Source organism: Kitasatospora sp. NBC_01302, assembly GCF_035976515.1.
Lineage (GTDB): Bacteria > Actinomycetota > Actinomycetes > Streptomycetales > Streptomycetaceae > Kitasatospora.
Genome location: NZ_CP108404.1, coordinates 5,882,551 through 5,903,867 on the forward strand (window position 1 = coordinate 5,882,551; position 21,317 = coordinate 5,903,867).

20 protein-coding genes and 1 tRNA gene are annotated in these 21,317 nt (G+C 72.9%); 16 read left to right on the forward strand and 5 right to left on the reverse strand.

Annotation, left to right across the window (positions count from 1 at the left end):
• Window position 1: 1 nt before the first annotated feature.
• Both OG294_RS25825 and OG294_RS25830 read right to left on the reverse strand, forming a co-directional pair.
• The gene (locus OG294_RS25825) at window positions 2-1,963 is read right to left on the reverse strand and encodes an FAD/NAD(P)-binding protein (protein WP_327068927.1); all 1,962 of its coding nucleotides are present in this window, start codon (window positions 1,961-1,963) and stop codon (window positions 2-4) included.
• Complete coding sequence (locus OG294_RS25830; protein WP_327068928.1) at window positions 1,960-2,985, reverse strand: amino acid ABC transporter permease; 1,026 nt, start codon at window positions 2,983-2,985, stop codon at window positions 1,960-1,962. The genes OG294_RS25825 and OG294_RS25830 overlap by 4 nt, the downstream gene beginning before the upstream one ends.
• A 706-nt stretch (window positions 2,986-3,691) precedes the next feature.
• Between OG294_RS25830 and OG294_RS25835 the strand changes: the two genes are divergently transcribed.
• The 9 genes from OG294_RS25835 (at window position 3,692) to OG294_RS25875 (ending at window position 12,529) form a co-directional block, all read left to right on the forward strand.
• Window positions 3,692-4,855, forward strand: coding sequence for an LLM class flavin-dependent oxidoreductase (locus OG294_RS25835; protein ID WP_327068929.1), 1,164 nt, complete (start codon window positions 3,692-3,694; stop codon window positions 4,853-4,855).
• The gene (locus tag OG294_RS25840) at window positions 4,852-5,340 is read left to right on the forward strand and encodes a GNAT family N-acetyltransferase (protein WP_327068930.1); all 489 of its coding nucleotides are present in this window, start codon (window positions 4,852-4,854) and stop codon (window positions 5,338-5,340) included. Before OG294_RS25835 ends, OG294_RS25840 begins: the two co-directional genes overlap by 4 nt.
• Complete coding sequence (locus OG294_RS25845) at window positions 5,337-6,269, forward strand: ABC transporter substrate-binding protein (protein WP_327068931.1); 933 nt, start codon at window positions 5,337-5,339, stop codon at window positions 6,267-6,269. Before OG294_RS25840 ends, OG294_RS25845 begins: the two co-directional genes overlap by 4 nt.
• A 39-nt stretch (window positions 6,270-6,308) precedes the next feature.
• On the forward strand, window positions 6,309-7,235 hold the full coding sequence (locus tag OG294_RS25850) for an amino acid ABC transporter permease (protein WP_327068932.1): 927 nt from the start codon (window positions 6,309-6,311) through the stop codon (window positions 7,233-7,235).
• Window positions 7,232-7,999 (forward strand): amino acid ABC transporter ATP-binding protein, encoded by a 768-nt coding sequence (locus OG294_RS25855; RefSeq protein WP_327068933.1) that lies wholly within the window; start codon window positions 7,232-7,234, stop codon window positions 7,997-7,999. The genes OG294_RS25850 and OG294_RS25855 overlap by 4 nt, the downstream gene beginning before the upstream one ends.
• 13 nt (window positions 8,000-8,012) lie before the next feature.
• Entirely contained in the window at window positions 8,013-8,978 is a 966-nt protein-coding gene (locus tag OG294_RS25860; protein WP_327068934.1) for an ABC transporter substrate-binding protein, read from the forward strand.
• A 123-nt stretch (window positions 8,979-9,101) separates the two neighbouring features.
• Window positions 9,102-10,319, forward strand: a complete 1,218-nt coding sequence (locus OG294_RS25865; protein WP_327068935.1) for a serine/threonine-protein kinase — start codon at window positions 9,102-9,104, stop codon at window positions 10,317-10,319.
• 19 nt (window positions 10,320-10,338) lie between these two features.
• Window positions 10,339-11,520, forward strand: coding sequence for a serine/threonine-protein kinase (locus OG294_RS25870; RefSeq protein WP_327068936.1), 1,182 nt, complete (start codon window positions 10,339-10,341; stop codon window positions 11,518-11,520).
• 157 nt (window positions 11,521-11,677) lie between these two features.
• Window positions 11,678-12,529 carry a fumarylacetoacetate hydrolase family protein gene (locus tag OG294_RS25875; RefSeq protein WP_327068937.1) on the forward strand — a complete coding sequence of 284 codons (852 nt, stop codon included), beginning with the start codon at window positions 11,678-11,680 and terminating at the stop codon, window positions 12,527-12,529.
• A gap of 61 nt (window positions 12,530-12,590) precedes the next feature.
• On the opposite strand, the gene OG294_RS25880 is transcribed toward OG294_RS25875, so the two are convergent.
• A complete protein-coding gene (locus OG294_RS25880; protein ID WP_327068938.1) occupies window positions 12,591-13,367 on the reverse strand; it encodes a TetR/AcrR family transcriptional regulator in 777 nt (258 codons plus the stop codon).
• A 151-nt stretch (window positions 13,368-13,518) separates the two neighbouring features.
• Here OG294_RS25880 and OG294_RS25885 point away from each other — a divergent pair, with 151 nt between their 5' ends.
• From OG294_RS25885 to OG294_RS25905, 5 genes are all read left to right on the forward strand, one after another.
• A complete protein-coding gene (locus tag OG294_RS25885) occupies window positions 13,519-15,270 on the forward strand; it encodes a DUF885 domain-containing protein (protein ID WP_327068939.1) in 1,752 nt (583 codons plus the stop codon).
• 214 nt (window positions 15,271-15,484) lie between these two features.
• A complete protein-coding gene (locus OG294_RS25890; protein ID WP_327071671.1) occupies window positions 15,485-16,975 on the forward strand; it encodes an MFS transporter in 1,491 nt (496 codons plus the stop codon).
• A gap of 269 nt (window positions 16,976-17,244) precedes the next feature.
• Window positions 17,245-18,348, forward strand: a complete 1,104-nt coding sequence (locus tag OG294_RS25895) for a trypsin-like serine peptidase (RefSeq protein WP_327068940.1) — start codon at window positions 17,245-17,247, stop codon at window positions 18,346-18,348.
• Window positions 18,349-18,470: 122 nt separating this feature from the next.
• Window positions 18,471-18,821 carry a hypothetical protein gene (locus OG294_RS25900; protein WP_327068941.1) on the forward strand — a complete coding sequence of 117 codons (351 nt, stop codon included), beginning with the start codon at window positions 18,471-18,473 and terminating at the stop codon, window positions 18,819-18,821.
• The gene (locus OG294_RS25905) at window positions 18,818-19,075 is read left to right on the forward strand and encodes a hypothetical protein (protein WP_327068942.1); all 258 of its coding nucleotides are present in this window, start codon (window positions 18,818-18,820) and stop codon (window positions 19,073-19,075) included. Before OG294_RS25900 ends, OG294_RS25905 begins: the two co-directional genes overlap by 4 nt.
• Window position 19,076: 1 nt before the next feature.
• Here the strand turns inward: OG294_RS25905 and OG294_RS25910 are convergent, their stop codons facing one another.
• The gene (locus tag OG294_RS25910; protein WP_327068943.1) at window positions 19,077-19,832 is read right to left on the reverse strand and encodes a GntR family transcriptional regulator; all 756 of its coding nucleotides are present in this window, start codon (window positions 19,830-19,832) and stop codon (window positions 19,077-19,079) included.
• A 130-nt stretch (window positions 19,833-19,962) separates the two neighbouring features.
• Here OG294_RS25910 and OG294_RS25915 point away from each other — a divergent pair, with 130 nt between their 5' ends.
• Entirely contained in the window at window positions 19,963-20,565 is a 603-nt protein-coding gene (locus OG294_RS25915; protein WP_327068944.1) for a hypothetical protein, read from the forward strand.
• Window positions 20,566-20,595: 30 nt separating this feature from the next.
• Here OG294_RS25915 and OG294_RS25920 read toward each other — a convergent pair.
• Window positions 20,596-20,667, reverse strand: a tRNA-Arg gene (locus OG294_RS25920).
• A 167-nt stretch (window positions 20,668-20,834) separates the two neighbouring features.
• Here OG294_RS25920 and OG294_RS25925 point away from each other — a divergent pair.
• Complete coding sequence (locus OG294_RS25925) at window positions 20,835-21,242, forward strand: response regulator (RefSeq protein WP_327071672.1); 408 nt, start codon at window positions 20,835-20,837, stop codon at window positions 21,240-21,242.
• Window positions 21,243-21,317: the final 75 nt, after the last annotated feature.

Here is a 21,317-nt window from a genome sequence, read left to right on the forward strand (position 1 = left end):
ATCAGGGCCGCGCCGTCGTCAGCCCCACCACCATCCTGTCATCTGCCGCAACCGGGCCCACCTGGCCGGGAGCCGCCAGCGCGCGCAGCAGGGTGCGGGCGGCTGCGTCGTTCTGCCGGAAGGCCGGGGCGTTGGTGCGCGGGCGGGCGAAGGCGGCCACGGCACGGCCGTTGGTGTGCGGGCCGAGCGCGAGGCGGCGCGGGTGCGGGGCACCGCCGAGGCCGGGGTCGAGCAGCCGCCCGTCGCGGGGGTCGACGGTCAGCAGGCCGGAGCGGTGGGTGAAGTCCGGGTCGGCGAGCACCTCCTCGGCGAGCCGGCCCTCGCGCAGCAGCTGCGCGAGCACCCGGTCCTCGGTGCGCGCCAGGTCGTGCCGGGGCAGGTAGGCCTCGATCAGCGCGGTGGCGGTGGTCCGGTGGCCCGGCAGGCTCTCGCTGGCGGCCACGAAGGTGCCGCTCGCCTCGTCCTCGCTCACGGTCAGGCCGGCGCCCAGGAAGCGGACCACGCCGGCCTCGGAGAGCGCCAGCAGTTCGCGCAGCCGGAAGCCCGGCGGGCCGGAGGCCAGGAAGCTGAAGAAGCCCTGCCACCAGCCGTCCAGCTCCCGCGCGGTCGAGCGGGCGGTCAGCCGTCCGGCGGCCAGCAGCCGGGGGAGCTGGCCGTAGAGCGAGAGCAGGGCCAGGAAGGCGCCCAGGTCCGCGCTGTACGCGGGGTCGGCACGGCGGTCGGCGTCCGCCCGGATGTACGCGCGCAGCTGCTGCTGGAGCTGCTCGGGGTCGGTGCAGCGCAGACCGGCGAGCGGGTGGTCCAGCCGTTCGAAGTCGAGCCGGTCGCCCGGTTCTGGCACCGCGCGCTCGACCAGGGCCGTCAACTCCGGCTGGTACCAGCCGTACCGGTCGTAGCCGGCCAGGAACTCGGCCCAGGGCAGCGTCGTCCGCTCGGGGTGCGCGTGGAAGAGCTCGTGGTAGTAGCCGAAGCCGATCTCCTTGGCCATCAACGGCCAGGCGTCCCGGCGCAGTTCGAGCGGTCCGGGGCGGTCGAGCAGCTCCTCGACGGCGGCCGGGCCGAAGTAGCGCGGCAGCGGGGCGGGCGGGCCCTGCAGCGGGTAGCCGGTCTTTGAGTGGTAGGGCACTCCGCGCCGCGAGCCGACCAGCAGCAGCGGTTCGCGGCCCGAGGGGTGGTAGTGCACCCCGCCGGCCGGGCGGTGCTCGAACCGCCCGCCGCGGCCCTCGGTGAGCAGTGCCATCAGGTCGACGAAGGCCAGGCCGAAACCGCGCAGGATCACCCGCTCGCCCGGGGCGACGGCGGCGACGGCGGCCTCGCAGGAGAAGGCGGGCGGCAGGTGGAAGCGGCCGTGGCGGCGGGCGAACGCGGCGGTGGCGGCGTGCCGTTCGTCCGGCGCGGAGCCCAGGTGGCCCACGGTCAGCACCACCTGGTCGGCCCGCAGCTCGCGCCCCGAGGCCAGCGTGATGTGCTGCGGGCCGTCGGCGGGGCCGTGCAGGGCGACGGCCGCCTCGCGGTGCACGGTGAGCCTGATCCGGTCGGGCAGCTGGGCCGCCGCCCGGCGGAACACCCAGTCCAGGTAGGCGCTCTGGGCCCGCCGGGTGGCGAAGTCGGTGGGCGCCAGGGCGGCCAGCTCGGCCCGCACCGCCGGGTCGGCCACCGGCCGGTAGGGCGCGAAGGCCGGCTGGTCGGCGGCCCACTCGGCGAGCGAGGGGCCGGGGCGGACCGGTCCCTCGACGACGGAGGTCTCGTCGGTGAACATCGTGACGTCCTCGGCCATCGAGTTCATCCGCAGCAGCGGCGACTGCCGGTGGCGCCAGATCCGGCCACCGCCGGGCGGCTGCGGGTCGATCAGGTGGATCTCCAACTGCTGCTCCGCGGGCAGCAGTTCGCAGGCGCTGGCGGCGATCCGCTCCAGCAGGCCGGTGCCGCGCGGCCCGGCGCCGATGATCGCGAGTGCCCTCATGCCCGAGCCTCCGGCGCCGGAGGTGCGTCCACCGCGGCGCGCAGCCGCGACAGCCGGGCGCCGAGGCGCCCGAGCGGGGTGGGCGGTAGTGCGCCGCGGGTCGAGCCGCGGGCGAAGTGCCGCTCCAGGTAGTACTGCAGGACCGACAGCAGGGTGGTCAGCAGCAGGTACCAGAGGGTGGCCACCAGCAGCAGCGGGATCACCTGGTAGGTCTGGTTGTAGATCAACTGCACCGAGTAGAGCAGGTCCTGGACGGCGAGCACGCTGACGATGCTGGTGCTCTTGAGCAGACCGACCAGCATGTTCCCGGCGGTCGGCACGATCGAGCGCATCGCCTGCGGCAGCACGATCCGGCGCATCACCCGCAGCCGGCCCAGGCCCAGCGACTGGGCGGCCTCCAACTGCCCCTGGTCGACCGAGAGGATGCCGCCGCGCACCACTTCGGCCGCGAAACCGGCCTCCAGCAGGGTCAGTCCGATCACCGAGGTGAGCACCGGGCCGAACAGGTGCACCGTCCTGACGGTGACGAACTCGGGACCGAACGGGATGCCGAGGCCGAGCGTCGGGTAGAGGGCGCCGAGGTTGAACCAGAGCAGCAGCTGGACCAGGGGCGGGATCGAACGGAACAACCAGACGTAGCCCCAACTCAGACTCCGCAGAAGCAGGTTGCCCCAGATCCGGGCGGCGGCCAGCAGGGTGCCGAGGGTGAAGCCGAGCACCATGGTGGCGGCGGTCAGCCAGAGCGTGAGGGTCAGCCCGTGCAGCACCGCGGTGGTGGTCAGGTAGGAGCCGACCACGTCCCACTGGAAACGCGGGTTGCGCACGACGGAGTCGGCCACCATCGCCAGCACCAGCAGGGCGAGCGCGGTGGTCAGCCACTGCACCGGGCGCCGGCGGCGGGCGATCGGGAGCTCGGCGAGCGGAAGTCCGCCGGCGGGGAGTCCGCCGGGCGGGGGCTCATCGGGCGGGGGAGCGGAGGGTGGCGGGCCGGTGGCGGGCAGGACCTCGTTCGAGGTGGCCATGGGAGGGCTCCAGAGCAGGCGGGCGGGCGATGGGTCGCCGATCACGCGGGCGATGGGTCGCCGATCACGCGGGCCGCGTCCCTCAACGCGGCGGCACTGCTCTGCTCCGTCAACGATCGTACGTGGCACCGGTGAACGGCTGTCAAGGGTGACCGTGCCGCCGGACCGCGGTTCTGGACAGTGGTTGACGAAGTCCATGACTCACTGTTCAACTGGGCACATGAACGCCGCCCAGCCCCTGGTCACTCGCGACCACATCGACTTCGGTCGGGTGTGGTCCGCGGCGTGTCGCGGCTGACCCGGCAGCGGGCCGTCTGACCGGCCCGGCGCCGCGTTCCTCGACGCGGCCATCTCCCTCGGTGCCCCTTCCCGGGCCGGGACCTGCCGTCGGCCGCCGCCACACGCGCACCGCGCACCGTGGAGCCGCCGTCGGCCGCCAGGCGCACGCTGCCGCCGCCCTCGCCAACCGCTGAGGCTGATCGCCCGCACGCGCCTGCTCCGCGCCTGTGCCCCGCCCGCGCCCGCCGTCCGTCGTTCGCCGCCCCGGAACCGCGCCACCGCGCCGTCCGCGCCACCGTGCCGTCCGCGCCACCGCACCGTCCGTCCCATCCCGCCGTCCGCCCCGTGCCCCGTGGCCGCCTCCGCGCTGCCCGTCCGCCGCCCGGGGCTCCTGCGGCGTGCCCCATCACCTGAGAGGTCGTCAGTCATGCCCGTCGAGTTCCTCGGTATCGCCGCCACCAGTGACGGCTCGGAGACCACCGCCCGCAGCACCGAAGCCTTCGACCGCGACTACACGCTGCGGCTGGGCCGGGCCCACGAGGAGAACGGCTGGGACCGGGTGCTGTTCGCCTACGGCTCCGGCTCGCCGGACCCGGCGCAGGGCGCCGCCTTCCTGGCCAGCAGGCTCGACCGGCTGCAGATCCTGCTCGCCCACCGGCCCAACCTCTCCATCCCGACCTTCGCCGCCAAGACCTTCGCCACCCTGGACCAGATCAGCCAGGGCCGGCTCACCGTCCACTTCATCACCGGCGGCAACGACCACGAGCAGCAGCGCGAGGGCGACTTCCTGACCAAGGACCAGCGCTACGACCGCACCCGGGAGTACATCCAGATCGTCAAGCGGGCCTGGACCAGCCACGAGCCCTTCGACCACGAGGGCGAGTACTACCGCTTCAACGACTTCGTCGCGGACGTCTTCCCCGTCCAGCAGCCGCGGCCCGGCGTCTCGTTCGGCGGCTCCTCGGAGGCGGCGTACGCGGCCGGCGGGGCCGAGGCGGACATCTTCTGCCTGTGGGGCGAGCCGCTGGCCGAGACCGCGGCGCAGATCGAGCGGGTGCGGCAGGCCGCCGCTGCCGCCGGGCGCACGACCCCGCCGCGGATCCAGGTGGCGTTCCGGCCGATCATCGCGCCCACCGAGGAGCTGGCCTGGGAGAAGGCGCACCGGACGGTGGAGCGGATCAACGCCCGCAAGGCCGGCGGCGAGCTGGTCCGCCGCGGCACCGCTGGTGAGGCACCCGAGAACACCGGTTCGCAGCGGCTGATCGCCATCGCCGAGGCGGGCGAGCGCTACGACCGGGCGCTGTGGACGCCGACCGCCGCCGCCACCGGCGGGGCCGGCAACTCCAACGCCCTGGTCGGCACCCCCGAGACGGTGGCCCAGGCCCTGCTCGACTACTACGACCTGGGCGTGGACATCCTCTCGGCGCGCGGCTACCACCTGCTGAACGACGCGATCGACTTCGGCCGCTACGTGATCCCGCTGGTCCGCGAGGAGGTCGCCAGGCGCGACGCCGCGGTGGCGGCCGAGCGGGCCCGCAAGGCGGCCGAGGCCGAGCGGGACCGCCACCAGCTCATCGCGGTCCAGGCGTGAGCCCGGTCCTGACCTTCCGCGAGGCGGGCCTGGCGGACGAGCTGGCCGAGCCGCTGATCCGCGAGCTGACCGAGGAGTACGTGGCCCGGTACGGCGAGGGGGCGTACGAGGAGATGGCCCGCTACCCGGCCGCCGAGTTCGCCCCGCCGCACGGCCTGCTGCTGCTCCTGCTGGCGGACGGCGAACCGGTGGCGGGCGGTGCCTTCCGCCGCTACGACGAGTCGAGCGCCGAGCTCAAGCGGATGTGGACGCACTCCGCGCACCGCCGCCGCGGCCTGGCCCGCCGGGTGCTGGGCGAGCTGGAGCAGCGCGCCCGCCTCGCCGGCTACCGGCGGATCTTCCTGACCACCGGGCCGCGCCAGCCCGAGGCCAAGGGTCTCTATCCGGCGGCCGGCTACACCCCGCTCTTCGTGGAGGGCGAGCCCGCGACCCCGGGCCCGCTGCCCTTCGAGAAGTTCCTGAACCGAGAGGCACGAACCCCGTGAGACCCCGCACCGCCGCCCTCGCCGTCGCCCTGCTGCCGCTGCTCGCGCTCACCGCCTGCGGCTCCGGCAGCGGCGGCGCCACGGCCCGGCCGGCCGCCCAGGGGGTGGACCCGAACCGCGACGTGGTCTCCCAGGAGCAGAAGGTCGACGCGATCGCCGCCCTGCTGCCCGCCGACGTCCGCCAGGGCGGCACGCTCAAGGTCGGCAGCTCCTTCGGCACCCCGCCCAGCGCCTACTACCCCGACCCGGCGACCAAGAAGCCGGCCGGCCTGGACGTGGACGTCACCGACGCCGTCGCCCGGGTGCTGGGCCTGAAGGTGGACCGCGAGGACGCCGCCTTCGAGACCATCCTGCCCGCGCTCGGCAGCGGCAAGTACGACGTGGGCACCGGCAACTTCGGCGTCACCACGGCCCGGCTGAAGACCATCGACTTCGTCACCTACATCGACGACGGCCAGGGCTTCGCCGTCCGCAAGGACAACACCGCGCTGACCGACGTCACCCAGCTCACCCAGCTGTGCGGGCTGACCATCGGCACCGGCGCCGGCACCACCTTCGAGACCACGCTCAACACGCAGAAGCACCTGTGCACCGACGCCGGCAAGAAGCCGTACACCGTGCAGTCCTTCTCCGAGAACGGCGCGATCCTGACCAGTCTCCAGCAGGGCCGGATCGACGCGGTGATGTCCACCATCAACGGCCTGCGCTACCAGGCCGCCCAGCCGGCCGCCGGGACGAAGTTCGTCGGCGAGTTCCACCGTCTGGACGTCGGCTTCGCGTTCAAGAAGGGCAGCCCGCTGACCCCGGCCTTCCAGGCGGCGGTCAACCAGCTGATCAAGGACGGCACCTACCAGCGGATCCTGGACAAGTGGGGCACCGGCGGCTCGGCCATCACCCAGTCGCAGATCAGCCCGCTCGAGCACACGTGATCCCGTGTCCTCCCCACCCCACCGACAGGAGTCCTCCGCGTGAGCCTCACCCTGCGCCGGGCCGCGGCCCCGCCCGGCTCCGACGCTGATCCCACCACCCTGCCGGTGCGGCCGGCCCGGCATCCCGGGCGCTGGCTGGCCGCCCTGCTCGCCCTGCTGCTGGTCGGCCAGTTCGTCCACGGGCTGGCCGTCAACCCCGGCTGGGACTGGCCGACCTTCGCCCGCTACCTGACCACGCCGTCCATCCTGCGCGCGGTCGGCACCACCCTCGAACTCACCGCCTACGGCACCGTGCTGGGCTTCGCCCTCGGCGTCGTGGTGGCCTTCGGGCGGCTGTCGGGCAGTCTGGTGCTGCAGAGCATCGCCTGGACCTACACCTGGGTCTTCCGGTCGATCCCGCTCATCGTCCAGCTGGTCTTCTGGTTCAACATCTCCTACCTCTACCAACACCTGGCGCTGGGCGTGCCGTTCGGCCCTGAGCTGTGGTCCTTCCGGACCGTCGACGTGCTCAGCGCGCAGGGCGCGGCCGTGCTGGGGCTGGCGCTCTACCAGAGCGCTTACGCGGCCGAGGTGGTGCGCGCCGGGGTGATCGCGATCGAGGCCGGGCAGTTCGAGGCCGCCGCCGCGCTCGGCATCCCGCGGCTGCGCCAGATCCGCCGGATCGTGCTGCCGCAGGCGATGCGCTCCATCCTGCCGAACGCCGCCAACCAGGTGATCGCGCTGCTCAAGAGCACCTCGGTGGTCTACGTGATGGCGATCGGCGAACTCTTCTACCAGGTCCAGGTGGTCTACGGGCGCAACGGCCGGGTGGTGCCGCTGCTGATGGTGGCCACCGTCTGGTACGTGCTGCTGACCACCGTGCTCTCCGTCCTGCAGTACTACGTGGAACGGCACTTCGCCCGCGGCGCGCAGCGCACCGCGGCGCCGACGCCCCTGCACCGTCTGATCCGAAGGGTCCAGTCATGAGCGCCAGCGCGATGGTCGAGGTCCGGGGCGTCCACAAGAGCTTCGGCACGCTGGAGGTGCTGCGCGGGGTGGACCTGAGCGTGCCGGCCGGCTCGGTCACGGTGATCCTGGGGCCCTCCGGCTCCGGCAAGTCCACGCTGCTGCGCAGCATCAACCACCTGGAGAAGCTGGACCGCGGGGTGGTCTCGATCGACGGCGAGCTGATCGGCTACCGGCGGGTGGGGGACCGGCTGCACGAGCTGCGCGAGCGCGAGGTGCTGCGCCAGCGCACCCGGATCGGCTACGTGTTCCAGAACTTCAACCTGTTCCCGCACCTGACGGTGCTGGAGAACATCACCGAGGCGCCGATCAGCGCGCTCGGCCGGCCCAGGGCGCAGGCCCGGGAGGCGGCGCTGGAACTGCTGGGCCGGGTGGGCCTCGAGGACAAGGCGAAGGCCTACCCGCGCCAGCTCTCCGGCGGGCAGCAGCAGCGGGTGGCGATCGCGCGGGCGCTGGCCCTGACGCCCAAGGTGCTGCTCTTCGACGAACCCACCTCGGCGCTCGACCCGGAGCTGGTGGGCGAGGTGCTGGAGGTGATCAAGGGCCTGGCCGGCTCCGGCACCACGATGATCGTGGTCACCCACGAGATCGGCTTCGCCCGCGAGGTGGCGGACACCGTGGTCTTCATGGACGGCGGGGTGGTGGTCGAACAGGGCCCCGCCGCCGCGGTGCTGGACCACCCGCAGCACGAACGCACCCGCGCCTTCCTCGCCAAGGTTCTCTGAGAGGAGCCGACCCATGACCCGCACCCGCCTGCCCCGCCTGCTGCTCGCGCTCACCGCCGCCCTGGCTCTGGCCGGCTGCGCCAGCGCCACCGCCGATCCCGGCCCGGCCGCCGCCGGCACGGGCACGGGCATCAACCTGACGCCACAGCAGAACCGGATCAGCACCCCGAAGGTGGATTCGATCGCCGCGCTGGTCCCCGCGGACGTGCGCGCCCACGGCACCCTGGAGGTGGTCGACTCCCTCGGTACCGTCCCGCCGCTGGACTTCTACGCCACCGACGACAAGACCGTGATCGGCGCCGAACCCGACCTCGCCACCCTGGTGGCCGACGTCCTCGGACTCAAGGTGCAGTTCCACCCCGAGAGCTGGGAGAACGTCTTCGTCGGCCTGGACAGCGGCAAGTACGACGTCGGCTTCACCAACATCACGGTGACCGAGACCCGCAAGGAGAAGTACGACTTCGCCACCTACCGGCTGGACAACCTGGCCTTCGAGGCCAAGAAGGGCGCCGACTGGAAGGTCACCGGTCCCAGGGACGTGGCCGGCCGCACCATCGGCGTCTCCTCCGGCACCAACCAGGAGAAGCTGCTGCTGGACTGGAGCGCCCAGGACGTGGCGGCCGGCCTCAAGCCGGTGAAGATCGCCTACTACCAGAACTCCTCGGACTACTACCTGGCGCTCGGCTCGGGCCGGATCGACGCCTGGGTCGGGCCCAACCCGACCAGCGCCTTCCACGCCGCGCAGACCGGGCAGACCCAGGTGATCGGCACCTACTCGGGTGCCGGGGCGAGTCTGCAGGGCAAGATCGCGGCCACCGTCAAGAAGGGCAACCCGCTGATCACCGCGGTCCAGGCGGCGCTCGACGAGGTGATCAGGAACGGGACGTACGGGCAGGTGCTGCAGCGCTGGGGGCTGGCGAACGAGGCGGTGCCGAGTTCCGAGCTCAACCCGCCGGGCCTGCCGAAGTCCGACGGCTAGTCAGCGCGGTACGGACCGGCGGCCGGGCGGGGAAGGCAGGCGATGGCCGGGCGGGGAAAGCAGGCGATGGGCGGGTGGGGAAAGCCAGTTCCGCCGACCTCCCCGCCCGATAGGCTGATCCGCATGTCAGATCTCCAGGCCCCGCTGGTGGACGACCGCTATCAGATGGTGCGCCGACTGGGTCAGTCGGTCACCGGGGACCGCTGGGAGGCGGTCGACCGGTCCGACGGTCACCGGGTCGTCCTCCACCTGGTGCCGCCGCACTCCCCGGCCCCGCCGCCCGCGGTGGACCGCTTCCTGGACGAGGCCGAGCGGGCCGGCCGGCTGGGCCACCCGCACCTGGTGGCGGTGGAGAACCGCGCCCCGCGCGCGCTGGCCCTGGAGCTGCTCAGCGGCCACACCCTGGACGCCGTGATCGCGGCCGGCCCCGCCGACCTCGGTCACGTGCTGGTCTGGGCCCAGCAGATCTGCGAGGCGCTGAAGGCCGCGCACGCCGCGGGGGTGGTGCACTGGGGGATCAAGCCGGGGCGCATCTTCCTCCTCACGCCCCAGCCGGTCGCCGGTGGCGCCCCCCTGGGCGCGATCAAGCTGCTCGGCTTCGGCACCGCCCACCTGGCGCCCGCCACCGAGACCGGCAACGCCCCGTACCTGGCGCCCGAGCAGTGGCGCCAGGCGCCCGCCGACGGCCGCTGCGACCTCTACGCGCTGGGCTGCGTGCTCTTCGAGCTGTGCACCGGGCGCCCGCCCTACCTCGGCGGGTCCGCGCAGGAGTTGATGCACCGGCACCTGAACGACCCCGTCCCGTGGCCCGGTCAGGTCCGCCCCGACCTGCCGCCGGGCCTGGACCAGGTGGTGCAGGCGCTGCTCGCCAAGGAGCCGGCCGCCCGCCCGGCGGACGCCGCCGACGCCGGGGCCCGGCTCGCCGCGGTGGCGGCCGGCTACCGGGGCCCGGTCCAGCCCGACCCGCGGGACCAGCTGCAGGCCCAGGTCGACCAGGCCTGGGCCTTCGGCGAGGCCGGGCAACCGGGCGAGGCCGTCGGCCGGCTGACCGCACTGGTGACGCACGCGGCCCGGCTGCTCGGCGCCGCCGATCCGCTGACCCTGCAGATCTGCTACGACCTTGCCATCTGGCGGGGGATGGCTGACGATATCGCTGGAGCGGCAGGACTGTTGGGCGAGTTGCTGCCGCTGATGACCGCCACCTTGGGACCGGGGGACGAGGACGTGGCGAAGGCGACACAGGACCTGTGGTCCTTCTCTCGTGATCTGGAGCGCAAGCGCAATCGTGGCCACTCCCGCCCCGGGGAGCTGGCGATGCTGCTCGGCCTCCCCGTCTACTGAACCTGGTGCTGGGGGAGAGATGAGAGCCGGCGAGCTGCTGGGAGACCGCTACCGCCTGGTCGGCGAACTGGGCCGTGGCGGGTTCGGGGTGGTCTGGGAGGCCTACGACCAGCGGCTCGGCCGCCAGGTGGCGGTCAAGACGCTGCTCCACCAGCACGGTTCGCCGAGCACCGGGACCGACCTGGCCAGGTTCGCCCGGGAGATGAAGGTGCTGGCCCGGGTGGTCCACCCGAGCGTGGTGCTGATCTTCGACCAGGGCGAGGCGGCCGAGCCCGGCCGCAGCTACAGCTATCTGGTGATGGAGCTGCTCAACGGCCTGACCCTCAAGCAGGTGCTCGCCGATCAGCGCCCGGCGCTCCCGCGCGCGCTGCTCTGGGCCCGCCAGTTGTGCGACGCGCTCGCCGCCGCGCACGCCGCCGAGGTGATCCACCGTGACGTCAAGCCGGAGAACATCATGTTCACCGGGCCCGACCAGCAGCTGCTCAAGGTGCTGGACTTCGGCATCGCCCAGATCGGTGACAACCAGGAAGCGATCACCACCGAGGGTGCGGTGATCGGCAGCGCGCCCTACCTCGCCCCCGAGCGCTGGCGCGGCGAGCCGGGCACGGTGCGCAGCGACCTCTACTCGGTCGGCTGCGTGCTCTTCGAACTCTTCACCGGCGCCCGCCCGTTCACCGCCACCAGCACCTACGGCCTGATGGCCCAGCACCTGGACGAACCCCCTGCCCGCCCGCCGGCGCTGCCCGTCGAGCTCGCCGACCTGCTGCTCGAACTGCTCGCCAAGGAGCCCGCCGACCGGCCCGCCGACGCCGTCGCCGTGGGCCGCCGCCTGGAGCGGGCCGCCGACACCATCCGCGACCTGCGCAGACGGGCCGACGCCGCGTTCCTGGCGGCCGGCGAGGGCAAGGCCGCCGAGGCGCTCGACGAGCTCCGGCCGCTGATCGAGCAGTTCGCGCTGGCCTTCGGGCCGGGCGACGGCCGCACCGTGCGCACCTGCCACGACTTCGCGGTGCTGCTGACCCGGGTCGGCGCCTTCGACCAGGCGTACTGCCTGCTGGACGAGCTGCTCCCGCACGCCACCGCGGCCCTCGGCGAGGGGCATCCGGACGTCGAGGACATCCAGCGCCGGCTCGCCCGCACCCCCGCCCCCGAACGCCCCTGCCCGGCGGGCATGCTCGCGGCGCTGCTCGGGTCGGTCTGACGGTTCCCCGGGCCTGTCAACCGTACGGGTGGCTGATCCGGACCCCCGGGCGCTTGGAGGAATTGATAGGAACTGGCCGAGGAGCACCCCCTGGCTGGCCGCCGCGCCCGGTTGATATACCTCGGGGACCGACGAGACCACAGGTGGTGATGGGCAGATGAAGCTCCTCCGAGTTGGCCCCCCGGGCGCCGAGCGCCCGATCGTGCTGGGCCCGGACGACACCGCGTACGACCTCTCGGGGCGCACTCCCGACCTGGACGGGGCGTTCCTGTCCCGGCTGGACACCGCCGAGCTGACCGGTGCGCTGGGGCGCGGTGAGCTGCCGGTCGTCGACCTCGCGGGGCAGCGGATCGGTGCGCCGGTGGCGCGGCCGGGCAAGGTGGTCTGCGTCGGGCTGAACTACCGCGACCACGCCGCCGAGGCGGGCGCGCCGATCCCCGCGGAGCCGGTGCTCTTCCTCAAGGCGAGCAACACCGTGGTGGGCCCGAACGACGAGGTCCTGGTCCCGCGCGGCAGCACCAAGACGGACTACGAGGTCGAGCTGGCCGTGGTGATCGGGCGCACCGCCCGCTACCTGGAGAGCGCGGAGCAGGCGGCGGCGGTGATCGCCGGCTACACCGTCTCCAACGACGTCACCGAGCGGGCCTTCCAGCTGGAGCGCGGCGGCCAGTGGGACAAGGGCAAGTGCTGCGAGACCTTCAACCCGCTGGGCCCCTACCTGGTCACCCCCGAGGAGCTGGGCGACCCGCAGGCGCTGGAGCTGCGGCTGTGGGTCAACGGCGAGCTGCGGCAGGACGGTCGGACCGCCGACATGATCTTCCCGGTGCTGGAGGTGATCCGCTACATCAGCCAGTTCATGGTGCTGGAGCCCGGTGACGTGGTCACCACCGGCACTCCGGCCGGCGTCACCATGGGCCGGCCCGGCACCGCCTTCCTGCAGCCCGGCGACGTGCTGGAGCTGGAGGTCAGCGGGCTCGGCCGGCAGCGGCAGGTGCTCGGCAAGGCCTGAGCCGCGCCCGGTCCGGGCCCGAGCCGTGTGCGGCAGGCCCTGACCGGCGGGTGCGTCCTCGTCAGGTGCCGACCCGCAGCGCGGCCAGCCGGGCCAGCAGCGCGGCAGCCCGTCCGTCCGGGGCCTCCAGCGCCAGCAGACCGGTCAGCACCTCGGCGCTCTGCGGGTCGTGCGCGGCGGTGGCCGCCGTCATCGCCACGAACTCGTCCACCAGCCACTCCCGCAGCTGGCGCTGCGGGATCTGCCGGCCCTCGTCCAGCCAGCTGAGCGAGGAGGCCTCCACCACCGAGATCCAGGAGCGGACCAGCAGGGTCAGCCGGGGCCCGGCCTCGGGCACGCCCATGTAGCGCAGGGTGCGGCGCAGCGCGGAGCGGCGCACCCGGTCCACGATCGCGCCGGTGCGCGCGGTCTCCACCACCGAGCCGCCGCGCAGCAGCGCGCCGTAGCCGGCCGCGTGCTCGGCGACGAACGAGAAGTAGCCGTCCAGCACCGCGCCCAGCTGCTCGGTCGGAGTGCCGCGCGGCGGCACCGTGAAGCGGCTGATCAGCTCCTCGGCGGCGCTGTTCAGCGCGGCCTCGTAGAGCTGCTGCTTGCCGCCGGCGAAGTAGCGGTAGACCAGCGGGCGGGAGGCGCCGGAGGCCTCGGCCACGTCGTCCAGGCTCACCTCGTCCGGCGGGCGGGTGCTGAACAGCTCCAGCGCCACGGCGATCAGCTGCTCGCGGCGCTGCTGCACCGGCAGGCGGCGGTACCCGGCGCGCCGGGGCCGCTCGTCCGGGGCACCGGGCGCTGCGGCGTCCGCTCTGTCGGCTCTGTCCGCGACCGGCTCGCTGGCGTTCATGCCGGTCAGCGTAGTGGCCGGGCGGCCCGGCGGAACCCCCGCGTGCGCGACCTGCGGGTGCGCAGGCGCTCGGCCACGGCCCCGCGGATCCCGAAGGCCCGGTTCCGGAAAAGGGGCTTGCAAAGCGTCCTGGCTGCGAAAAGATGTCCGGATGGCTTCCGAACCGAATCCCGCCGCCGACGGCCGTACCCCGCGCCAGATCGCGGACGCGTACGTCCAGGCCCTCGCCGACCTCGACCCGCTGACCGCGGTCTACCTCGGGCTCAACCCGCAGGACGACCGCCTGCCCGACCTGTCACCGGAGGGCCACAAGGCCGTCGCCGATCTCGGCCGCCGCACCCTGGCCGAGCTCGACGCGGCCGAGGCGGCCGGCGCCGGCGGTGCGCTCGGCGCCGCCGATGACACAGCGGCCGAGCAGCGCTGCGCCCGGCTGCTGCGCGAGCGGCTGACCGCCGAACTGGCCGTGCACGAGGCCGGCGAGGAGCTGCGCGCGGTGCGCAACCTGGGCTCGCCGCTGCACAACGTCCGCGAGGTCTTCACCCTGCTGCCCACCGAGACCGAGGAGGACTGGGCCCGGCTCGGCCGGCGCCTGGCCCGGTTCCCGCTGGCCGTCCGGCAGTACCGCGCCACGCTGGCCGAGGGCATCGAGCAGGGCCTGCTCTCCGGTCCGCGCCAGGTCGTCACGGTGCTGGAGCAGATCGCCGAGTGGCTGGCCCCGGACGCCTCCGCCCGGCCCGAGGCCGCCGGGGCCGGCTGGTTCGGCGCCCTGGTCGAGCCCGCGCCCGAGGCGCTGCGGGCCGAGCTGACCGGGCACGCGCTGGCCGGCTCCGCCGCCCTGGCCGAGCTGCGCGACTGGCTGGCCGAGGTCTACGCCCCCGCCGCCGCCGGCACGCCCGACCCGATCGGGCGCGAGCGCTACCAGCGCTGGGTGCGGCTGTGGAACGGCGCCGACCTGGACCTGGACGAGGCCTACCGGTGGGCCTGGACCGAGTTCCACGACCTGGCCGCGCAGATGCGCGTCGAGGCCGAGAAGGTGCGCCCGGGCAGCACGCCGATGGAGGCGATGCACTGGCTGGAGAACGAGGGCCCGGCGATCGCCGGCAGCGAGGCCGCCCGGGAGTACCTGCAGGGCCTGATGGACCAGGCGATCAACGACCTGCAGGGCGTCCACTTCGACCTCGCCGAGCCGGTCACCCGGGTGGAGTCGAAGATCGCCCCGCCCGGCACCGCCAGCGCCCCCTACTACACCGCGCCCTCGCTGGACTTCAGCCGCCCCGGGCGGACCTGGCTGCCGCTGATGGGCCGTGACAGCTTCCCGGTCTGGGACCTGGTCAGCACCTGGTACCACGAGGGCGTGCCCGGCCACCACCTGCAGCTCGCGCAGTGGAACTACGTGGCCGGCAGCCTCTCCACCTACCAGGTCAGCCTCGGCGGGGTGAGCGCCAACCTGGAGGGCTGGGCGCTGTACGCCGAGCGCCTGATGGACGAGCTGGGCTACCTGACCGACCCCGGCCACCGGCTCGGCTACCTCAACGCGCAGATGCTGCGGGCGCTGCGGGTGATCGTGGACATCGGCATGCACGTGGGCCTGGAGTTCCCGGCCGACTCGCCCTACCGTCCCGGCGAGCTGATGACGCCGGAGTCGGCCCGCGAGTTCTTCGGGCAGTACTGCGGCCTGGCCCCCGCGTTCCTGGACAGCGAGCTGGTCCGCTACCTGGGCCTGCCGGGCCAAGCGATCGGCTACAAGCTCGGCGAGCGCGCCTGGCTGCGCGGCCGGGCGGCGGCGCGGGCGGCGCACGAGGCGCGCGGCGAGGAGTTCGACCTCAAGGCCTGGCACATGGCCGCGCTCTCGCAGGGCTCGCTCGGGCTCGACGACCTGGAGGCGGTGCTCGCGCAGCTCTGAACCGCTGCGGCGTGGGCCCCGCTCGGGGGAGCGGGGCCCACCAGCCTGGACAAGCCTGTTAAAGCTTGGACAAAAGATGGCTTTTTGTCCGTATTTGTCAGCACTTTCGCTTGCCCCTTCCCCCGATCGCGAGCTTGGCTGGAGAACAGTGCCGTTCGCGCACGCCGACGGCACCCCCGTCCGGAAGGCTCCTGCCGTGTCCGCGCAAAACGCCATGGTCGAATCGGTGCCGGACCCCCGCCGCTGGCGGGCGCTCGCAGTGATCGCCATCGCCCAGCTGATGATCGTGCTCGACATCACGATCGTGAACATCGCCCTCCCCTCCGCCCAGCGCGACCTGGGGATCTCCAACGGTGACCGGCAGTGGGTGGTGACCGCCTACACGCTGGCCTTCGGCGGACTGCTGCTGCTCGGCGGCCGGGTGGGAGACCTCTACGGCCGAAAGCGCACGTTCACGGTCGGACTGCTGGGCTTCGCCCTGGCCTCCGCCCTCGGCGGCGCCTCGGTGACCCCGGTGATGCTCTTCGCCGCCCGCGCCCTGCAGGGCGCCTTCGGTGCCCTGCTCGCCCCCTCGGCGCTCGGGCTGCTCTCCACCACGTTCACCGAGCCGAAGGAACGGTCCACCGCCTTCGGCATCTTCGGCGCGATCGCCGCCGGCGGCAGCGCGATCGGCTTCATCGTGGGCGGGGTGCTGACCGAGTACCTGAACTGGCGCTGGTGCCTGTTCGTCAACGTGCCGATCGCGCTCGTCACGGCCGTCGGCGCCGCCCGGCTGCTGCACCGCGACCACATCGCCAAGGGCAAGCGGATCCCGCTCGACCTGCCCGGCGCCCTGCTCGGCTGCGGCGGGCTGCTGGCGATCGTCTACGGCACCTCGGAGGCCGAGTCGCGCGGCTGGGGCGACTGGCTGGTGCTCTTCTGCCTGGCCCTGGGCGCGGCCCTGCTGGCGCTCTTCGTGGCTGCCGAGCGACGCTCTGACCACCCGCTGCTGCCGCTGCACATCGTCGGAGACCGCAACCGCGGCGGCGCGGCGCTCTCGGTCGGCCTGGCGGTGGTCGGACTCTTCGGCCTCTTCCTCTTCCTGACCTACTACCTCCAGGAGATCAAGAACTTCTCGCCGCTGATGACCGGCGTCGCCTTCCTGCCGATGACCGGTGCGATCATCCTCAGTTCCACCGGCTTCGCCGCCCGACTGATGACCAGAGTGCCCTCGCGCAACCTGATCGTGCCCGGCCTGCTGCTGGCCGCCGCCGGCATGGCCTGGCTGACCCAGCTCAAGGTGAGCAGTGCGTACGTCGATTCGGTGCTGCCGGCCGAGCTCCTGCTCGGGCTGGGCATGGGCCTGGTCTTCATGCCCTCGATGAACCTGGCGACCCTGGGCGTCGCCCCACGGGAGACCGGCGCGGCGGCGGCCACCATCAACTCCGCCCAGCAGGTCGGCGGCTCGATCGGCACCGCGCTGCTCAACACCATCGCGGCCAGCGTCACCACGACCTACCTGGTGGGCCGCGACGCCGGCAGCAAACTGGTCCAGGCGACCGCCTCGGTGCACGGCTACACGGTGGCCACCACGGTGGCGCTGGGCGTGCTGATCTTCGCGGCGGTGCTCGCCTTCGTGATGGTCGACCACCGGCCCGCGCCCGGCGAGGCGACGGGGGAGAGCGCCGCGGCGGAGGCCCCCAGGGCGGCCTGGCAGGAGGACTGACCGGGAACGCTGCCCGGGGTCCCTGTCGGCCCCTTTTGACCTGGCCTTTAACGGCAGACACTCTTCTCGCGCCGGGACCCGTCCGACATGATGGGTCCCGGTCAGCTGTTGCGGCCTCCTGAGCCGCCCGGTGGATTCTCACACGGCTCTCAGTGCAGGATCATCGCGTTCGCAGCGAGGGGGGCGATAGTCGTAGGTAGCCGGGCACGCTTCGGGTGCCGACCAATCGGCCGCCAGGCCACCGATCGCGGGCAGGAGTAACCGACCTGATGACAAGTCAGCAGCGCCGGCACCGCAGTCCCCGTCCCCTCTTCCTGCGTCCGACCGTTCTGGTGGCCTCGCTCGCCACCCTGCTGCTCGTGGCCGTGGCCGGGATCAGCCTGCTGACCTCGCAGGCCTCCGCCTCCAGCCGGCTGGCCAGCGCCCTGACCGCCTCGGTCGTGAAGAACACCAAGGGCACCGCGTCGAGCACCCCCTCCCCGTCGGCCGACCCCGCGCCGTCCGCCGGCGACGCACCGGCCGGACCGCCCGCCGCCAGCTCCATGCCGCTGGCCCAGCTGCCGCCGGTCAACTCGCCGACACCCACGCCGACGCCCACGCCCACGCCCACGCCCACGCCGACCCCGACGCCCAGCCCCAGCGACTCGGCCACGCCGTCCGCGGCTCCCTCGCCGAGCGACTCCACGGACGCGACCGACTCCACCGACTCCACGCGCTCGCTGGCGACCACCAGCACGGCACCGTCGAACTCCGAGGCCAACCGGGTCGGCGCCCTGTTCAGCGGCGGCTCCGCGACCCCCGGCAACCACTTCTGCTCCGCCAGCGTGGTGCACAGCAGCACCCGCAACCTGCTGGTCACCGCCGCTCACTGCGTGAGCAGCCCCAGCGGCGTGGTCTTCGCCCCCGGTTACCGCAACGGCCAGACCCCGTACGGCGTCTGGCAGGTCACCCAGGTTTACGAGACCACCGGCTGGACCCAGAACGGCGACCCCGACCAGGACTTCGCCTTCCTCCAGGTCGCCCCCAACAGCAGCGGCCAGCGCATCGAGGACGTGGTCGGCGGCAACCAGCTCGGCCTCAACGAGTCCTTCAGCGCCACCGTCCGCCTCTACGGCTACCCCAACAGCGGTGAGACGCCGCTGCTCTGCTCCAACACCACCGGCCAGCAGAGCACCTACCAGCGCAGCATCTACTGCCCCTCCTACACCGGCGGCACCAGCGGCGGCCCCTGGATCAACACCGCCGACGGCAACATCATCGGCATCATCGGCGGCTACCAGCAGGGCGGCAACACCCCGGACACCTCGTACAGCGCCTACTTCGACCAGACCATCGGCAACCTGTACGCCCACGCCGTCTCCAGCGCCACCTGAGCCCCCCCACCACCACCACCCCGAAGGCCCGGGCCCCCAGGGACCCGGGCCTTCGGGTGTGCCCCGCCGCCCGGCGGCCGCCGATCACGGGTAGCCTCGCACCCGACGAGAGGAGTGCCGCCATGAGCCAGCCCGTGCACGACGGAGTCGCGATCATCCCCCGACCGGAGAAGACCCCGGCCGCGCTCAAGGCGGCGCTCGCCGTCGTGGCCGCGGACCGCCTCCCGGAGATGGTGGACGGGCAGACCCGGGCCATGGCGGAGGCGGTCACCCAGGGCAGCGTCAACCCGATCCGCGCCTTCCTGGCCCACTGGGCCGCGATCGTGGAGATCGAGCGCCACCCGCACACCGCCCAGGCCTACCACCGCGGGAACTACCTGGCCAACCACGCCGAGAGCACCCTGGAGTGCCGGTCCCACGCCGTCGAGGTCGCCGAGATCTACCGCACTGCCTTCGCCGCGGTGAACGGGTGAGCTGGGCCTGGGAGTACCTGCCGAGCGAGGAGCACGTCACCGCCGGCGCCCCGGCCGACTTCCTCCGCGCGGTCGCCCTCAGGGCCGCCGAACTCGTCCGCGCCGCCGAGGCCCGCTACCTGGACGGGACGACCTACGAGGGCAGCGGTGAGCCGATGCAGTACCTCGACGTCGCGGGAGGCATGATCGCCTACTACGTCATTCCCCGCCTGGAACTTGTCGTCGTCTGCCAGGTCACCCCGCCGCCCGTGTGATTCACGCGTCGAAGTCGTACTCCAGTACGTAGGACGCCGCGTCGAACACCATCTCGTTGACCTCCACCGCGTGCCCGTCCGCCGCGTACGCGGTGCGGCAGACGAGGATCACGGGCGTCCCGGCACTCAGTTCCAGTCGGGCGGCTTCGTCCTTCACAGGCATCCGGGAGCGGACCTCCTCGCGGAAGTGCACCGGTCCTGCGCCGATCTCGGCCAGCCGGGCATAACTCCCGCCCGGCCCGGTGTCCGGCTGCGTGATCCTGGTGCCCGCGACGAGGGCCGCCGGCAGGTACGAAGTGGACAGCAGCACCGGCTTCCCGTCCAGCACAAACCGCCGCTCCCGCACGCACACGGCCTCGCCCGGCTCCAGTCCCAGCACCCCCGCGATCAGCTCCGGCGCGGGCTGTTCGAAGACGTCGACCTGGTCGACTTCCAAAGCGCGGTTCTCGATGTCGGCCGCCCAGATCGACCGCCCTGACCTCCACTGACCCTCCGCCAGCCGCTGGATGCTCCGGCGACGCAGGGGTCGGAAGTCGCGGACGAAGACCCCGGCGCCCTTGCGCGCCTCGGCGATGCCTTCGCTCTGCAGGACTCCCAGCGCCTGACGGGCGGTCATCCGGGCAACGCCGTAGCTCTCCATCAGATCGTTCTCGCCGGGGAGCCGGTCACCAGCCCGGTACTGGCCGGAGTCGATGGCCGCCTTCAGGGCGTCGGCAATCCGCTGGTACTTGGGCTGCTTCTCGCCGCTGGTGGCCATGGTCCTCCTCGTTGATCTCTAGACATCCTAGGGCGGCCTCGCGAGGCGAGCGACTGACCGAGGGGCGCTTGACATCTCTAGAGATGAGGAGTTCTCTAGAGATGTAGCGTCATTCGTTCTGGAGGTCCTCATGGCGGAAGCGAGCCTCGTCCCCTACATCACCGCGTGGAGCGAGGAGCGGCTCGTCCGCTCCGAGGTCGTCGCCCATCCCGCCGGCGAGATCGCGTATCGCGACGAAGTGCCGCACGACCGCGATGCCGACGGGATTCTCTGGGCGCGGATGACGCTCGCCCGTGGCCGGGGCTGGCCCGACTACGGGCGGGTGCACGTCGGGCGGCAGCGGCGGGCGATGCGACTTCTTCTCTGCCAGATCTGTGGTGGCCCCGCCGATCGGACCGAGGAGGGGGTGCTCTGGCTGCTCAGGGACGATCGCGGCGATTGGCCGGGCTGGCCCGAGGGGATGGCGGCCACCCATCCGCCCGTCTGCCTCCCCTGCGCCGGCCCGGCTGTCCGGATGTGCCCGCACCTGCGCGCGGGGTGCGTCACTGTCCGGGTGAGGGAGTGTCAGGAGCTGGGCGTCCACGGCAGGCTGTACCGCCCCGGCCGGGCCGGCGAGGCCGTCGTCGGCGTCGATGAACCGCGCGCCCGGTGGGTGATGGCCGGGCAGTTGGCGCGGGTGCTGCGCGGGTGTGCGGTACGAGCCCCGGACATGACGAAGGCCCAGGTCGCTTGACCTGGGCCTCATCCGGCACTTCCTGCGAAGTGCCCCCGGTAGGATTCGAACCTACGCACCCGCCTCCGGAGGGCGGTGCTCTATCCCCTGAGCTACGGGGGCCTGCTCGGTGTTTCGCGTCGCATCGCTGCGACGGAGAGAACATTACCAGCTCGGCCGGGTGCTCCGTGCAGGGGTTTTCGATCAGCCGTCGACCGGGCTCCGGCGAAGTCCACAAAGCCCGGACGCGCGAGGGTGGGCGGTCGTAGGCTCGGGGGGTGTCGTCAGGCGTGTCCGGGCGGGTCCTCGTGGTGGACGACAGCGAGGTGATCCGTCAGCTGATCAGGGTCAACTTGGAGCTGGAGGGCTTCGAGGTGGTGACCGCGGCCGACGGTGCCGAGTGCCTGGAGGTGGTCCGGCGGGTGCGGCCGGACGTGGTGACGCTGGACGTGATGATGCCCCGGCTCGACGGGCTGCGCACGGCCGCGCGGCTGCGGGCCGAGAAGCAGACGGCGCGGCTGCCGATCGCGATCGTTAGCGCGTGCACACCGGCGGATCTCGACAAGGGGGAGTCGGTCGGCGTCGACGGGTACCTCGGCAAACCGTTCGACCCGGCGGACCTGGTCGCGCTGGTGCGGCGGCTGATGGGGATCAAGGCGGCGGGCCCGGGCGGCGGTATGACGTTCGGCAGCGGCTGACCCCGTCGACAGGTCGCCCATTTCGCTCACAGCGAACAGGAAACCACCGGTCCGGCCGTCTCAACGGGTGGCCGC